The 15243-nt window shown below is 60.1% G+C and carries 14 protein-coding genes; 5 read left to right on the plus strand and 9 right to left on the minus strand.

Annotated elements, in window-relative coordinates; translation table 11 throughout:
- Window positions 1-40: 40 nt before the first annotated feature.
- Window positions 41-1105 (plus strand): YeiH family protein, encoded by a 1065-nt coding sequence (locus AB4Z15_RS14690; protein ID WP_442017844.1) that lies wholly within the window; start codon window positions 41-43, stop codon window positions 1103-1105.
- Between the two features lie 4 nt (window positions 1106-1109).
- Window positions 1110-3713, plus strand: a complete 2604-nt coding sequence (gene pepN / locus AB4Z15_RS14695; RefSeq protein WP_442017845.1) for an aminopeptidase N — start codon at window positions 1110-1112, stop codon at window positions 3711-3713.
- Here the strand turns inward: pepN and AB4Z15_RS14700 are convergent.
- The 5 genes from AB4Z15_RS14700 to AB4Z15_RS14720 form a co-directional block, all read right to left on the minus strand.
- Complete coding sequence (locus tag AB4Z15_RS14700; RefSeq protein WP_442017846.1) at window positions 3710-4819, minus strand: lipoyl protein ligase domain-containing protein; 1110 nt, start codon at window positions 4817-4819, stop codon at window positions 3710-3712. The two genes, pepN and AB4Z15_RS14700, sit on opposite strands and share 4 nt — an antisense overlap.
- Window positions 4820-4907: 88 nt before the next feature.
- On the minus strand, window positions 4908-5165 hold the full coding sequence (locus tag AB4Z15_RS14705) for a type B 50S ribosomal protein L31 (RefSeq protein ID WP_216925747.1): 258 nt from the start codon (window positions 5163-5165) through the stop codon (window positions 4908-4910).
- A 142-nt stretch (window positions 5166-5307) separates the two neighbouring features.
- Window positions 5308-6117 (minus strand): TrmH family RNA methyltransferase, encoded by an 810-nt coding sequence (locus AB4Z15_RS14710; RefSeq protein ID WP_442017847.1) that lies wholly within the window; start codon window positions 6115-6117, stop codon window positions 5308-5310.
- Between the two features lie 7 nt (window positions 6118-6124).
- Complete coding sequence (locus AB4Z15_RS14715) at window positions 6125-6910, minus strand: sulfite exporter TauE/SafE family protein (RefSeq protein ID WP_442005362.1); 786 nt, start codon at window positions 6908-6910, stop codon at window positions 6125-6127.
- Window positions 6911-6928: 18 nt separating this feature from the next.
- Window positions 6929-7714 (minus strand): ABC transporter ATP-binding protein, encoded by a 786-nt coding sequence (locus AB4Z15_RS14720; protein ID WP_442017848.1) that lies wholly within the window; start codon window positions 7712-7714, stop codon window positions 6929-6931.
- A 111-nt stretch (window positions 7715-7825) separates the two neighbouring features.
- On the opposite strand from AB4Z15_RS14720, the gene serB reads away from it, so the two are divergent.
- Window positions 7826-8719, plus strand: coding sequence for a phosphoserine phosphatase SerB (serB, locus tag AB4Z15_RS14725; protein WP_442005364.1), 894 nt, complete (start codon window positions 7826-7828; stop codon window positions 8717-8719).
- Window positions 8720-8730: 11 nt separating this feature from the next.
- Here serB and AB4Z15_RS14730 read toward each other — a convergent pair whose 3' ends face one another.
- Window positions 8731-10281 (minus strand): SpaH/EbpB family LPXTG-anchored major pilin, encoded by a 1551-nt coding sequence (locus AB4Z15_RS14730; protein ID WP_442017849.1) that lies wholly within the window; start codon window positions 10279-10281, stop codon window positions 8731-8733.
- 191 nt (window positions 10282-10472) lie between these two features.
- Here AB4Z15_RS14730 and AB4Z15_RS14735 point away from each other — a divergent pair, with 191 nt between their 5' ends.
- Window positions 10473-10922 carry a hypothetical protein gene (locus AB4Z15_RS14735; RefSeq protein WP_442017850.1) on the plus strand — a complete coding sequence of 150 codons (450 nt, stop codon included), beginning with the start codon at window positions 10473-10475 and terminating at the stop codon, window positions 10920-10922.
- Between the two features lie 328 nt (window positions 10923-11250).
- Window positions 11251-11619, plus strand: a complete 369-nt coding sequence (locus AB4Z15_RS14740; protein ID WP_442017851.1) for a hypothetical protein — start codon at window positions 11251-11253, stop codon at window positions 11617-11619.
- An 80-nt stretch (window positions 11620-11699) separates the two neighbouring features.
- Here AB4Z15_RS14740 and AB4Z15_RS14745 read toward each other — a convergent pair whose 3' ends face one another.
- The 3 genes from AB4Z15_RS14745 to AB4Z15_RS14755 all read right to left on the minus strand — a co-directional run bounded on the left by AB4Z15_RS14745 (window position 11700) and on the right by AB4Z15_RS14755 (window position 15094).
- Complete coding sequence (locus tag AB4Z15_RS14745) at window positions 11700-13202, minus strand: sugar ABC transporter ATP-binding protein (RefSeq protein ID WP_442017852.1); 1503 nt, start codon at window positions 13200-13202, stop codon at window positions 11700-11702.
- Between the two features lie 288 nt (window positions 13203-13490).
- Window positions 13491-14243: an SDR family oxidoreductase gene (locus AB4Z15_RS14750; RefSeq protein ID WP_442005369.1), complete on the minus strand. Its 753-nt coding sequence runs from the start codon at window positions 14241-14243 to the stop codon at window positions 13491-13493.
- A gap of 125 nt (window positions 14244-14368) precedes the next feature.
- Window positions 14369-15094, minus strand: a complete 726-nt coding sequence (locus AB4Z15_RS14755; RefSeq protein WP_223932850.1) for a beta-ketoacyl-ACP reductase — start codon at window positions 15092-15094, stop codon at window positions 14369-14371.
- Window positions 15095-15243 lie beyond the last annotated feature (149 nt).

A 15243-nucleotide genomic window follows, 5' to 3' on the forward strand; every position in this document is an offset into this window, starting at 1 on the left:
CGGTTCGCCTTTCGGTGCCCCCATCCGGCAGGGTTGAGGCATGCCCTTGAACAGTCTTGCGCCCCACCTGTCCCGGCTGGGGCCGGGGTTGGTCCTGAGTATTGCCGCAACGGGGGTCGCCTTTACCGTCCACACGGTATTTCCGGCATTGGGGGTCATTCCCGTCATGACGCTTGCTGTTGCACTGGGTCTGCTCTCTGCAAATATACCGGGCACTGCTGTCTGGGCGGCGGGGCGCGCCCGGCCAGGCCTGGACTTCGCCGGGAAGCACCTCATGCGTGCCGGAATCGTCCTGCTTGGACTCAAGGTGAGCATGGGCGACGTCCTGGGATTGGGGTGGTTGTCACTGCTTCTGATTGCGGCCGTTGTAGTACTGAGTTTCGCCGGGACATATGGACTCGCGAAGATCCTGCGCCTTCCGGACGAGGCGGCCCTCCTGATCGCCACAGGGTTTTCCATTTGTGGTGCGTCTGCCATCGGTGCCATGGCAGCGGTACGGCGGGTCAAGCATCAGGACACTGTTCTTCCCGTGGCGCTGGTGACATTGTGCGGCACTCTGGCCATTGGAGTACTCCCCCTCCTTATGCACCCCCTGGGCTTGAACCCGGAACAATTCGGAGCCTGGACCGGTGCATCCGTGCATGATGTCGGTCAAGTGGTTGCCACCGCCCAAACTGCGGGGACAGCGGCGCTGGCTGTCGCCGTCGTCGTTAAATTGACGCGAGTGGTGCTTCTGGCGCCCATCGCGGCCGCGGCAGGGCTCCACCGGCGGGCGATGCACGTCCGGCGGCGGTCCAATGGGGTACCAGGTCAATCAGGACAGCACGACGGCGACGGCAGGTTCCCGCCGATTGTCCCTCTGTTTGTCCTCGGCTTCATCGCGATGGTGGGCGTCCGCACCTTGGGGTGGGCGCCACCGGCAGCTCTGGAAGCCGCCGCCGGAGTACAGGACATCCTGCTTGCGACCGCCCTGTTTGGGCTCGGTTCCGCCGTGCGGGTGCGCACCCTGGTTCATACCGGTGGCCGTGCCGTTGCTGTTGCACTGGGATCGTGGCTGCTGATCGCAACGCTGGGCCTGGGCGCCGTATGGATCATGATTAGATAGCTGTGTGTCGAATCACAATCTCTCGCGCGACGAAGCCGCAACACGTTCAGCCCTGATCAAAACCCACAGCTACGAGGTCACCCTCGATGTCCGCGACGCGGCAGATCCCGCAACCGCCGGCTACACGAGCACCAGCACCATCAGGTTTTCAGCCAAGCCCGGTTCAGCTACCTTCCTGGATTTCATCAGTGGCGGAGTGAAGTCCGTGGTCCTGAACGGCAGGGAGCTTGATGTTGACCGTGCCGTGGACCGGGACAGAATCATCCTGGAAGGCCTCGCCACCGAAAACACCGTCACTGTGACCGGGACAGCGCTCTACAGCCGCTCCGGAGAGGGCATGCACCGCTTTGTCGACCCCGCCGATGGCCAGTGCTACCTCTACACCCAGTACGAACCGGCCGACAGTCGCCGCGTCTTCGCCAACTTCGAGCAGCCCGATCTCAAAGGCGAATTCACTTTCCACGTGATCGCTCCGGCAGGCTGGGAAGTCGCCTCCAATGGCGTGGAGACCGCCCGAACGCCTCTAGCGGATGATGCGGCAGCATGCTGCTGGGACTTTGCCACCACCAAGCGGATGTCCACATACATCACCACGATCCTCGCCGGGCCCTACTTCAAGGCGACGGATCATTGGGGAGCAACTCTCGACGACGGCACCCGCCTTGACGTGCCACTGGCCCTTTACTGCCGCGCGTCTTTGGCGGAGTCGTTCGATGCCGATGAACTCTTCCGGCTGACCAAGAGCGGGCTGGCGTTCTTCAACGAACTTTTCGACTACCCCTATCCTTGGGGCAAATACGATCAGGCGTTCGTGCCCGAGTACAACCTCGGCGCAATGGAAAACCCCGGGCTGGTCACCTTCACCGAGAAGTATGTCTACGCTTCGCGGGCAACGGACGCCCAGTACCAGGCCCGTGCCAACACACTGATGCACGAGATGGCCCACATGTGGTTCGGCGACCTCGTCACCATGACCTGGTGGGATGACCTCTGGCTGAAGGAATCCTTTGCTGACTACATGGGGACCCTCGGCGTGGACCGCGCCACTGACTGGGATACCGCATGGGTGAATTTTGCCAGCAAACGCAAAGCCTGGGCCTATGTACAGGACCAGCTGCCTACCACGCACCCCATCGTTGCTGACATTCCGGACCTCGAGGCGGCCAAGCAGAACTTTGATGGAATCACGTATGCCAAAGGGGCCTCTGTTCTGAAGCAACTGGTGTCTTACGTAGGCTTTGATGACTTTATTGCCGGGTCCCGTCAGTACTTCCGGGACCACGAGTTCGGCAACACCTCGCTACAGGACCTTCTGCAGGCGCTCAGCGTCGCGTCGGGAAGGGACCTTGCCGGCTGGGCGCGCCAGTGGCTGCAGACATCGGGCATTTCCACGATCACGGCGGACATCGTTGATGACAACGGGATCATGGGCACCGTGACGCTCCAACAGGATGCAATCGACCCCCTGACCGGCAGGCAGGAGTTGCGGACCCATCGACTCCGGTTGGGCCTGTATGACCCCGATTCCTCCGGCCACCTCGTCCGGCGAGAGAGCATCGAGCTGGACGTCTCTGGCCCGAGCACGCTGGTGGCCGAACTGGCAGGGAAGCCCCGGCCCGCCCTGCTGCTGGTCAACGATGAGGACCTCAGTTACGCCAAGGTGCGGCTGGACGTCATTTCGGAGCACACGGTCCGCAGTTCCCTGGGCACCATCCAGGACCCCATGGCACGTGCCCTGTGCTGGACCGCACTGTGGGATTCGGCTCGGGATGGCGCTACGCCAGCGGTTCGGTACGTTGCCGCCGTCGAACAATTCGCAGCCACCGAAACCGGCATCGGCGTCCTCCTGAACGTGCTGGGAAATGCGGCCACCGCTATTGAACGTTATGTCCCCGCTGTCATGCGGGAAGGCGCGCGTAAGGACTTCCTGGCAGTCGCCGCCGCCCAATTGCAATCCGCAGCCCCTGGATCCGACCACCAGCTTGCGTGGGCCAGAACCCTGGCCGATGTTTCCAGGCACGGCGACAGCGAGCTCCCCCTGCTGCGGGGCATCATGGAAGGCGGCACTGTTATTGAGGGCCTGGCCGTTGATGCTGAACTGCGCTGGAGTTTCTGGCAGGCCCTGGCCGCCCATGGACAAGCCACGCAGCGCGAGCTGGAGGCTGAACTTGAGGCGGACAAGACGGCCTCCGGCCGTGAAGGCCATGCAGTAGCCTCCTCAGCCCGCCCTGACCCCTCCGTAAAGGCTGGAGCATGGGACGCAGCAGTCAACACCACTGGCCTGTCCAACGAGATCCTCAGTGCAACAATCACGGGTTTCACCATTGCGCCCAGAGACCTCGTGGACCCATACATCGAGCCCTACTTTGAATGCCTGGAACGTGTCTGGGCTGAGCGCAGTATCGAAATCGCAGGCAGGATCGTCAGGGGCCTCTACCCCAGCGCCCAGGATTTAGCCGCCGGGATGGAGCCGATCACGCATCCAGTGCTGGTGAAGACTGACCGGTGGCTGCATGAGCATGCCGATGCACCCCGCGCTTTGCGCCGCATCATCATCGAACAGCGCAGCCACCTGCTACGGGCGCTGACGGCGCAGGCCGCCGGTTAGGGAACCCTGTACAACCACTCCTCTGTGCCGAACTTCGTTTCCACCCGCTTCCTGGCCTCCGAAAGTTCGTCGTCCGACACGCGGGACTCAACTGCGCCGTACCGTTCCGTAAAAACTTCCTGCATGGCCTCAATGATGGCGGCGCGGGCCAAGCCGGTCTGCCGGCGCAATGGATCCACTCGCTTCTTGGCGCTTCGCGTGCCTTTGTCTGAGAGCTTTTCCTTTCCGATGCGCAGGACCTCCACCATCTTGTCGGCGTCGATGTCATAGCTCATGGTCACGTGGTGCAGCATGCCTCCTTTGGCGAGCCGTTTCTGGGCGGCGCCACCGATCTTGCCTTGCTCAGTGGCGATGTCATTGAGGGGAACATAGAAAGCCGTGATGCCAAGCTTCTCCAGCGCCGCCATGACCCATGCATCGAGGAAGGCGTAGGAATCAGCGAAACTGATGCCGTCCACCAACGTCTGCGGTACGTAGAGGGAGTAGGTGATGCAGTTGCCGGCTTCCATGAACATTGCACCGCCACCACTGATCCGCCGGACTACCGTGATGCCGTGCCTGGATACGCCTTCAGGATCGACTTCGTTGCGAACGGACTGGAAACTCCCGATCACCACTGAAGGTTCCTCCCAGTCCCAGAACCGCAGGGTGGGATTTCGCAGTCCCGCGCCGACTTCTTCCGTGAGGACCTCATCGAGTGCGACGTTAACCTCGGTGGGCAGGACCGTAGGCGGGATAATTTCCCATTGGTGATCGGACCAGCCTGTGGCTTTGGACAGCGCACGGCGGACGGTCACTGCCACGGCCTCCGCCGAGAATCCAAAAAGAACGGACCCTGGGGGCAACCCGGCTGAGACAGCTGCAGTGATGTCTGCAGCCGACGTCGTCGAAGGCAGGCCCGTCAGCGCCGCATTGATGTCCTGCAGGGCTTCGTCCGGCTCCAGGAAGAAGTCGCCACTCAGTGAAACGTTGGCCAAGAGGCCGCCTTGGACGTCCAGATCCACCACCACGAGTTTGCCGCCGGGAACTTTATACTCCCCGTGAAGGCGAGTGGCGCCGTCGTCAATGTAGTCAGTGGGCTTTTGGGGTACGGGCTGGGACGTCATGCGTTCCATCTTGCCGGAAAACAAAAAAGCCCGCATTGCTGGAAATTCCAGCGATGCGGGCTTTCGAAAAGCTTTGGGGTGAAGTGGGTTACTTCGTGCCGCCGAAGCCCTTGAAGCGAGCGTTGAAGCGCTCGACGCGGCCAGCGGAGTCCATGATGCGCTGCTTGCCCGTGTAGAACGGGTGGGACTCCGAAGAGATTTCGACGTCGATAACCGGGTAGGTGTTTCCGTCTTCCCATTCGATGGTCTTCGAGGAAGACACAGTCGACTTGGTCAGGAACTTCGTGCCGGAAGCCAGGTCGTTGAAAACAACAGCTTCGTACTTCGGGTGGATATCAGACTTCATAATGGGACCTTTTGTTCACGCAACTGGATTTTGCCAGCTGCCAGGTATGAATGGAGGTGGTCCGCCTGCTGCCATGTAGAAATTCCAGCGGCCGGGCCAACAATCAATCATAGCCGAAACCAGCCGGGTGCACGAACCAGGCTCAGTCCTGCGGGCGAAGCTCCCAGAACGCCACTGCCGAGGCGGATGCGACGTTCAGTGAATCGACTCCGGCGCGCATCGGAATCTTGACGGCGAGGTCGACGGCGGCAAGCGTCTCTGCGCTCATTCCGGCACCTTCCGTGCCAAGTACCAGAGCGAGTTTGGGGATGTTGCGGGCAGCGAGTTCGTCAAGGTCAACAGCGTCATCGGTCAATTCCATAGCGACAACTGTGAAGCCCTGTTCCTTGAGCCTTTCGAGGTCGCCCGGCCAGCTTTCCAGACGTGCCCAGGGAACCTGGAAGACCGTTCCCATACTGACCCGGACGCTCCGGCGATACAGCGGGTCCCCGCAGCGCGGCGAAACAAGCACGGCGTCCATTCCCAAGGCGGCAGCTGAACGGAAGATGGCGCCGACGTTCGTGTGGTCCACGATGTCTTCCAGTACGGCAATCCGGCGGGCACCGGCCAGCAGCTCCGTGAGCGGCACCGGTTCCGGACGGTGCATGGCTGCCATCGCTCCGCGGTGCAGGTGGAATCCCGTGATTTCTTCCAGCAGCTTGGCCTTGCCGATGAAGACCGGAACGTCGGGATAGGCCCGGAAAACGTCGTCGAGGTCTTCCAGCCACTTCTCAGCCAGGAAGAAGGAACGTGGCTGATGACCTGCTGCCAGCGCCCGACGAAGAACCTTGGAGGATTCGGCGATGTACATGCCTTCCTTAGGCTCGCGGAGCTTGCGAAGGTGCACATCGGTCAGGGTGGTGTAGTCGGTCACGCGGGGATCATCCGCGGACTCAAGGTAGTGGAACGTCACCGGGTGATTATTTCAGCAGGTTGGCGATCATGACGACGAGGGCCACGATGCCAAGGGTGAAGATAATCGCACGCAAAACGCGCGGGGAAAGCTTGCGGCCAACCTTGGATCCAACCAGGCCTCCAATGGTTGAGCTCACGCCGATAAGCAGGACCACGAGCCAGTTAATGCGATCGAAGGCAAAGATCAGGTAGGACACAGCGGCCACCATGTTAACGCCGAGCACGAGGATGTTCTTCATGGCGTTGGCGTTCTGCATGGTCCCAGTGAGGAACACGCCCAATATTCCTACGAGCAAAATCCCTTGGGCCGCTACGAAGTAGCCGCCGTATACCCCGGCGAGGTAAACCAGGACCACGAGGAGGATGCCGTGGCTCCGGTCCCTGAGGGCATGCTCCGGGTTCTCTTCACGGTTTCGCACTGAGGCCTGGAGTCGAGGCTGGAACACCACCATCAGCAGCGCCAGTACCAACAGGACGGGGGCGACGTAATGGAACACCTTGTCCGGAAGGTGCAGCAACAACCATGCGCCAGTGATGCCGCCCAGAAGTGAAGCCGGCAGCAGCTTCAGCAACTGCCTGCCGCGGCCCGCGAGTTCCTGGCGATATCCCCATGCTCCGGCCGCAGTTCCGGCCACCAGGCCCATGGCGTTGCTCATGGAGGCAACCACCGGGGTTACGCCCAGCGCAATGAGCACTGGAAAAGTCACGAGGGTGCCGGAGCCGACTACCGCATTAATGGTGCCGGCCCACAAGCCCGCGAAAAAGACCAGGACGCTGCTAAGAATCTCCACAGTTGACGAAGAGTTCGCCTAGCGGCGTGCAGTTGCGGTGTAGCGGCCGGCGTTTTCCGTGACGTCCAGGGCAAGGCCGAAGGTGTTGCTCAGGTGTTCGTCCGTGAGAACGTCCTTGATGGCACCAGCTGCCACTACTCCACCTTCGCGCAGCAGCATTGCGTGGGTGAATCCCGGGGGAACTTCTTCGAGGTGGTGGGTAACCAGGACCATCGCCGGAGCCGCCTCGTCCTTGGCCAGTTCACCAAGTTTGTGCACGAGCTCTTCGCGCCCCCCGAGGTCCAGTCCGGCCGCCGGTTCATCCAGGAGCAGGAGTTCGGGATCGGTCATGAGTGCGCGCGCGATCTGCACCCGCTTCCGCTCACCTTCGGAGAGAGTGGCAAACGTGCGGTTGAGCAGCGGGCCCATCCCCCAGTCGTTCAGAAGGCCAAAGGCGCGACGCTCGTCGTCGCGCTCGTATCCTTCACGCCAGCGGCCCGTGACGCCATAGGCCGCGGTAACTACGACATTGAGGACGTTCTCGTGTTCCGGAATCTGGGTAGCGAGTGCTGCCGAGGAAAGGCCAATCCGCGGGCGCAGTTCAAAGACGTCCACCCGGCCCAGGGTTTCGTCAAGGATCCCTGCCCTTCCGCTGGACGGGTGCATGCGTGCTGCAGCAATCTGGAGAAGTGTGGTTTTGCCTGCGCCGTTGGGGCCAAGAATGACCCAGCGTTCGCCTTCGTTGACCTGCCAGTCAACCTTGTCCAGCAGGGTCTTCTTGCCTCGGACAACGCTGACGGAAGCCAATTCCAGAACATCACTCATAGCAGTAGACACTAGGACAAAAATACAGATGACTGATAACCGGGCATAGGTGCTCGCTGCTGCGGAGAAACGAATTCGGGTGAACCTGGCACGCTCAGTAGGATTGAGGCCATGACTTCGAACTTGGCTGCAGTCAGCTATGGCGTGAATTTGTCCCCTGAATCGCTTGATAACGTGCGCAAAGTGCTGGCTGATGCCGGTGCCGCAGTGTCATCGGAATCACATTCCGGGGACGACCGCTTCGGTGTTCACACGGCCGGTCTCGCCGTTGATGCAATCACACCTGCAGAACTAAGTGCTATTCGACGGCGGGTGGCTGAGGCCGCGAATGCCGGAGTAGATACTGCGATCGTTCCGGAGGCCCTTCGCCAGGCTCCCAGGAAACTCCTCATCATGGATGTGGATTCAACGCTGATCCAGCAGGAAGTCATCGAGTTGCTTGCGGCGTATGCGGGCAAGCGCGATGAAGTTGCAGCTGTTACCGAAGCGGCCATGCGTGGGGAGCTGGATTTCGCCCAGAGCCTGTACGCCCGCGTTGAGGTGCTCGCAGGGCTGCCTGCCGCCGTCGTCGATTCAGTTCGCGCGGAAGTGCGCCTCAGCCTTGGTGCAGCAGAACTGGTGGCCGCGTTCAAGGAGGCAGGCCACGTGGTGGCTGTTGTTTCCGGCGGCTTCAACCAGATCCTGGGGCCCATCGCTGAAGAACTCGGCCTGGACTACTGGATTGCCAACGAGTTGGAAATCGTCGATGGCGCTTTGACGGGCAGGGTGCTGGGCGACGTGATTGATCGCGCGGCTAAGGAGAAGTACCTGCGTGAGTGGGCAGCCGCTGAGGGGATCGACCTTGAGCACACCATCGCTGTGGGCGACGGCGCCAACGACCTCGACATGCTGGGGACGGCCGGAATTGGCGTTGCCTTCAACGCCAAACCGGCCGTCCGTGCAGCGGCAGACGCCGTCATCAACATGCCGTACCTTGATGCGGTGCGGCACATCGCCAACGTCTGAAGCCCACGTGCTTAGCTGTTCCTACCCGCCCTGCGGTTGCGGACGAACAACAAGCCGGCACCAATGACCAGCAGAGCACCGGCTGCGTAAAGAATGCCGGTTCCCACGCCGCCAGTCAGCGGCAGTTCAAAGCCGTTGTTGGACGGGATGTTCTTCACGCTCAGGTCAATACCGACGGCTGTGGTGGTGGAGTTGATCAGGAAGGACACAGGCTCGGCGAGCAGTTCGTACCCTGCCGGCGCTGTGGTCTCCACCAGGTAGTAGGTGCGGTAGTCCGCGTCCCCAGGGGCAACGGCCGCACCGTTGGCCCAATCCGAGTAGCGCAGGCCTGAAATGGTCAAGGTTCCATCGCCGGCAACGGTGAAGACGCTTTGGCCTTCAATATCCACGGGGTTGGTGCCTGCCTTGGCATCAGCCTCATTGGTGTAGACCGAGAAAGAAGCGCCGGCCAGGGCGGCAGCATTCTCGTCCACCTTCTGCAACGTCATCCCGCCCCATTTGGTAGCGACAGGCGGCGTTACGATTGGCCCTCCCGGCTGGCCGGGGGTGATGCTGAAGCTCGCAGCGTTCGGGTAGACGAGTGCTTCGTTTTCGATCTCCCCGATGGTGTTGACCTTGGTGCTCACTACGATCCGCACACGGGTTTCGGTGTAGCTGGCCAGGAAGGCACGCCCGCCATCGGTGAAGACCACCGAGACGGTGTTGGTCGTGGGATCGAAGCTCACAACGTAATCGGTTCCTTCAGCAAGTTCGGGACCGTTCTCGAGCATGGCCGTCGCACCGACGTAGGTCAGTTTGGGGTCGAGCTGATCCACCACCTTGTAACCGTCGATCACAGCCTCGTTCGGGATATCAGCTGTGATCGTCCAATCGACCTGGTCGCCCAGCTTGACGTCGGGAGCATCAGTGACGATCTTCTCCGCACCCGAAACAGAGTTCTTCGGGTACACGTCGACGTCGTAGATCCAGTTGTCCTGGTTGTCCGGATCGGTTAGCGGCACCGAGATAAGGAACGGGGCCGATGGGGTGACTCCGGCCGGGTAGTTCGTCTCGGTCACTAGATACAGGCCTATGGGCAGGTTGGCAAAGACGGCAGTGCCGTCGGCGGCAGTGATCTGGGCCTGCCCGGCACCGAGGGTGTATCCAGCGCCTGTGATGGAACCGGACGGGTCAGACGCCGCAAATACACCGCTGAGGTTGTGTGCCGCGTCCCAGCCCGCATTGGTGGATAGATCAATGGTGTTGACCTGCTGGACCGTGAACTCAATGCCAGCCAGGGGCGTCAGCGCGGTGGTGTCAGGAACGGCGCGGGAAAAGTTGTTATCGCCGCCACCGTTCCCGCTGCCATTACTGCCGCCGCCACCGTGTCCGCCGCCGTTGTTCCCGCCGCCGCCTCCACCGGTCGGCTTCTCGAACTTGTGAACGGTGATGGAACCGGTTTGGTCGCTGCCAATCACGGGTGCGGCCGAAGCTGGGGCAACGGAAAATGACACAGTCAGCACCGCCCCGACCAAGGTGGCAGTGGCCGCTCGCCAGTGCCGTGATGCGCGTTGATTTATCACACTTGTCCCTTCGATTGATGGTGCCCCGGGCAGTTGCCCAGGGACCTCCACCATTCGAGTAGCGGGACCACAGGGTTCATGTTGCGCATTTCACAGGGTTTTCAGCGAAACGATTGGCGCTTTCAGGACACTCATCAGATGTGACCCTTGCCGGTGAGCGAACATCGGCTTGCCCATCCGAAGGAGATGCGTTGCCGGAGCATGAAACCCTTTTCAGATCTGTTGTTTCAGCAGATCCTGACGGTGTGCTGAGGAAGCACTTCGCCGCTTGGTGTGCGCGGTTCAAGATCTTTCCAACAGACTTCGGCTTCGCCACCGAAACCGGCCACGTGGTGTACCCGGCTCACGGAGTTATCGAGGCAGATGGAACTGTGTGGTTGTCTACCCTGGCGTCTTTTGATCAATCCGGGATCCGGGGGCACGTGGAAAACCACCCGGGTTTCCGGGACATGCTCGCCAATGCGTCCAAAACGCCCGACAGGGCTCCTGACGGGATAGCCCTTTTGATTCGGCGTACTCCGTATCAAGTGATCTTCCAAAATACGACGGAAGCTGGAGGAGACCACATTATTAACGTCGCTTTCATTAATCGAAAGACGCTGCACAGAAGCGCCTCCGAAGCCCGGGGTCGCATTTCGTGACGCCAACTTTCGAATAATTTATGCGATTGTCACTAACTGGTTCGCTTCTTGAGACAGTGCGTTCCGGTGGCTTCTTAATGTGTATTGTTGGAAATTCCAAGACGGAGTCGTGATGCATTAGGCGGCCCGGGATTAAGACCAGCAGGGGCAGAAAGTGAATCGTTCGCGGCACGCACGAAGATGGTGGCAACGTCGGGAAAAGCATGTTCCTGCTGAAGTGCATGCCCATGAGGATGAATCACTTCGTAATGCACCGGTGTACCAGCAGCCCGTGGCGGTCTACTTCACACATATCGGTGATGATAAAAAAGAAAAGGAAGAACAAAATATGAGCACGCTTGACGAATCCATAAAGCAGTTGCTGTCCATCGAGGGCGCAACAGGCGCGGCCGTCGTGGACTACTCCAGCGGAATGGCTTTGGCCCAGGGCGGAAGTCCTGGCTTTGACCTGGGAGTGGCCGCTGCCGGTAACTCGAATGTTGTCAGTGCAAAACTCCGCACCATGGCCGACCTGCACGTGGATAGCGATATCGAAGACATCCTCATCACCCTGGGTTCGCAGTACCACCTGATCAACGTTCTTAACTCAGGCGGTTCCAAGGGCCTGTTTGTCTACTTGGTGCTTGACCGCACCTACGCAAACCTTGCATTGGCGCGCCACAAGCTCAGCAATCTTGCCAAGGGAATTACCATCTGATCTTCCCCGTAAGAGCGAAAGGGGCGGCCGCACATTCGCGGTCGCCCCTTTCGGTTTCACGTCAGGAAGGCACACTGCAGTCAACTCTTCACGCGACGGGCTTCCCCACTGCCGGACGTGAACTTCTCGCCCAGCATATGGTGTACCAGGGCGTCTTCGTTGGTATTGGCATTAGCCTCTATGGCTACCATTTCGCCGTTGCGCATCACACCAATCCGATGGCACCAGCTGACCAGTTCCGACAAATCCGACGACAACAGGATGATCGCAACCCCGGTTCGGCTGAGCTCCTGGAGCATCCTGTACACCGTCTCTTTGGCCCCAACATCTATACCGCGGCTGGGGTGGCTAAGGATCAACACATCGCAGTCGCTCGTCATCCACTTGGCAAGCTGCACCTTCTGGCGATCGCCACCCGAAAGAGTGGTGATGGCGCCATGGATGTTTGTCGTGTTGATGCGCATACGGCGAACCAGTTCGATCACGCCACGAAGCTGAGTGATCTCTTCCTGTAAATTGGCCCCGGCCGTATCGTCACTGCGCTGAAGGCCTTCAACGATTCCACCTGCCGATTCCAGGGTGTCTGCGGTGTCTGACAAGTAACCGATCTTCAAACGCAGTGCATCCTGCAGCCCTCGGATCTGTACTGGTTTTCCTTGCATGAAAATCTGGCCCGAGGTACTCGGGTGAATACCCACAAGCGCTTCAAGCAATTGATATATGCCTGAGCGATGTGTTCCCGCCAACCCGAAAATCTCACCTTTGGATACGCTGAAGGAAATATCGCGGATACTGTCTTCCACAGTGAGCTCAACCACCCGCATAGCTTCATCTCCGGGTGCCGGATCAGTGGGTCTGGAGGTGTTGGCCAGCTTGTGCTGAAGCAAGAGGAAAGCGAGCTCGTCGACGTCTGTCCGACTGGCTTCCAGGATTTTGTGGACCTTGCCGTCCCGCATGACAGCGATGCGGTGGGCTATGGAGCGGACTTCATCAAGGCGATGGGTGATGTAGATGATCGCACGCCCCTGCCCGACGAGCATCCGCAAAACTTGATGCAGGACGGCGACGTCATGATCCGGTAGCGACGCAGCAACTTCGTCCATGATGACGAGTTGGGCTTCTTCGGCCACCATTCTCAGAACTTCCACGAGTGTCTGCTCGGCACGGATCAGCGTGCCTACTTTCACGTCCGGATCCAAGGTGATCCCGATGTCCTTGATGAGTTTAACCGCCTGAATCCGGAGTTCATCATGGGATTTGTCAGCTTGAAAAGTTCCGCGAAAAATGGCCTTGGCGACGGACAGTTCAGGGTCGAGGCGGAAGTTTTGCGGGATGAGGCCGACGCCGCAGGCCTGCGCTTCCTCCATGGAATCCGGTCCGTATTTCTCGCCAGCCAGCATGATACGCCCGTCATCGTGCTTATGGGATCCTGCCAATACGCCCATGAGAGTGGTTTTGCCCGCACCATTGGTCCCGATTAATCCCAGGATCTCGCCGCGGTGGAGGGAAAGCTCCACGCCCTTGAGGATGCGCCTTTGATCGTAGGACGCATGAATATCATCAGCGTGCAGTAACAGGTCCAAAGATGCTCCTAGTTCACAGTAGTGGGCTCGACCCTGGACACTGCCATAAAGTTCCTACCTTGGCTTAATACAGTTTGCTTGCATTTAGGGACGACGACGCCTTGCAGATTCAATCAGATAGGTTCCCCAAATGCAAAAGCGGGAACTTGAAACAACTTTTAGTATTTCGTGTTGCAGGAAACTGAACAATTTATCAAATTGTCATGGTCCACTTTGATTGGCATCTGGACGGTTAAACAGTTGTGGCCCGGACGCGTGTCCGGGCCACAACTAATTCTGCCAGGGTGCCTACTCGGCGGATTTGCCGAAGTAGTCTGCTCCACCCACGTATTCGGTGTGGCCGGTTTCGACGTCGGCCGTCACCATCTTGGCGACCTCTGCCGCAAATTCTTCAACGGAATACAACTTGCCTGCTTCTGCGCGGCGGGCCTCGATGGCGCCCGGGTTGGAGCGGTCAAGCAGGGTGGCCGTCACAGTGCCCTCGATCATGTCACCGGAAACAACCACCAGCGAGATGCCTTTGTCGGCAAGGTCGGGCAGGAGTGCGCGCAGTGCGTCCTCACCGGCGCGCTTGCTCTTTGCTACCGGCTCGTATTCAGGCATGGTGGGAACGGTCTCCACGAAATGCGCCTGGTGGCTGGTGACGAAGACGACGCGCGAGCCTTCGCGCATGAGCGGCACAGCCGCATTGAGCATGTTGATCTGGGCGTCGCGGTTTAGCTTGAGCGCGTAGCCCTCCTCCATGCCGGACTCCATGCCACCGGATGCGTTCAGCACCAGCACGTCAAGCGAGCCGAACTGCTCCATTGCGGTGCTGGCAAGAGTGTGAACGCCTTCGTCGGTGGTGAGGTCTGCACCCACGGCCGCAGCGCGGCCGCCCGCTGCCTGGATTTCAGCGACGACCTTGTTGGCGCGCGGTGCCTTCTGACGGTAGTTGACGACCACAGCGGCGCCCTCACCCGCGAGGATCTTGGCGACTTCAGCACCGATGCCACGCGAAGATCCCGTGACGATCGCGGTCTTGTTATCCAGCATTCCCATTCGTGCTCCTTTTGTTCACTTCATCTAAAAATGTGTGGTCCCGGGTTCCATCATGCCAGCGACCGACTCGACCCCCGTTGTCGGCTGGCGACAAAAACCTGCTGTTTGCCTCGGAGTGGGCCGCTTTAGTGGCCCATCCCGAGACCGCCGTCAACGGGAATCACTGCCCCTGAAATGTAGGCGGCCTCGTCGCTGGCCACCCAACGCACAACATTGGCTACCTCGGAAGCCTCGGCGAAACGGCCTGCCGGCACGTTTGCCAGGTACGACTTCTGGGTTTCCTCGGGAAGTTCTGCCGTCATGTCCGTGTTGATGAATCCCGGAGCAACCACGTTGGCCGTGATCCCCCGACTGCCCAGTTCGCGGGTCAGCGAGCGTGCGATGCCCACCATGCCCGCCTTCGAGGCAGAGTAGTTGATCTGGCCCGGAGCGCCATACAGCCCGGAGACCGATGAGATGAGGACCACGCGGCCCTTGCGGAGACGGATCATGCCCTTGGAAGCACGCTTAATGACGCGGAACGCACCGGTGAGGTTGGTGTCCAGCACGGAGGTGAAGTCGTCCTCACTCATGCGCAGGAGCAGCGTGTCCTTGGTGATGCCGGCGTTGGCAACCAAAACCTCCACCGGGCCGTGCGCTTCTTCTACTGTCTTAAAGGCGGCATCGATCGAGGCTTCGTCAGTGACATCGGCTTTGACTCCCAGGATGCCTTCAGGCAGTTCTGTTTCGCTTCGATAGGTCACTGCCACCTTGTCACCGTTCGCGAGGAAGGACTCGGCAATGGCCAGGCCGATGCCCCTGTTGCCGCCGGTGATGAGGACGCTCCGGCCGGTGGATACTGCTTCAGACATACTTTCGCTCCAGGTTCTGCGGCATGGGTGTGCTGCGGTGAAGAGGGGATTTCCTGCCTCGATCTTATCGGGCACGTGCTCCAACCGCCCGGTAACCGGCCTGTCCGCGGTTTGGGCGGCCACCGCCTTGGTGAGAGAATTGAGAGAAG

Origin of the sequence: Paenarthrobacter sp. 2TAF44 (assembly GCF_052114885.1) — a bacterium.
Lineage (GTDB): Bacteria > Actinomycetota > Actinomycetes > Actinomycetales > Micrococcaceae > Arthrobacter.